Below are 448 nucleotides of genomic sequence, written 5' to 3'. Positions count from 1 at the left end.
ATACTACTGTCAGGAAAGTAACTATTAAAGGATTCATAATTTTCTGATAAATATTTGATTAATTCAAGATCATAGCCACTTCTAGCTGTGTCGATTTTTATTGTATCATTTTGTTTTAACCTTTCCATAAAAATTAAATTACTAACAGCCTGTATAACTTGATCCATTGAATATCGCTTATTGATTTCAGAGACAACTTCTGATAACCATCCTTCATTCATTAATCTTTGATATGTTACAGGGAAAAAATATTTAAGCTTTTTATTCCTATTGTCAATGAATTCCCGATCATCCTTTTTTATTTTGGGTGGTTTCGATCGTTTGATGTTACGATTTAGTATGGGATTTAATTTAGATTCATCGTCTAAATTGTTTTCTATTGAAAATTTGAACTCAGTCTTCACAAAATATGTTTCACTTCTTTTTATAATCTGATTGTGTTCGTTTA

General features: G+C 28.1%; 1 protein-coding gene. It reads right to left on the bottom strand.

The genetic code is table 11. The features are described 5' to 3' along the window. Positions 1–404, bottom strand: a 404-nt coding sequence (locus LE190_RS22280) for a hypothetical protein (RefSeq protein WP_225240615.1), incomplete at its 3' end; no start/stop codon positions are given. Positions 405–448: the final 44 nt, after the last annotated feature.

Source organism: Massilia hydrophila (genome assembly GCF_020208145.1).
Classification (GTDB): domain Bacteria; phylum Pseudomonadota; class Gammaproteobacteria; order Burkholderiales; family Burkholderiaceae_D; genus Telluria; species Telluria hydrophila.
This window is presented reverse-complemented; position numbering and strand designations above follow the sequence as displayed.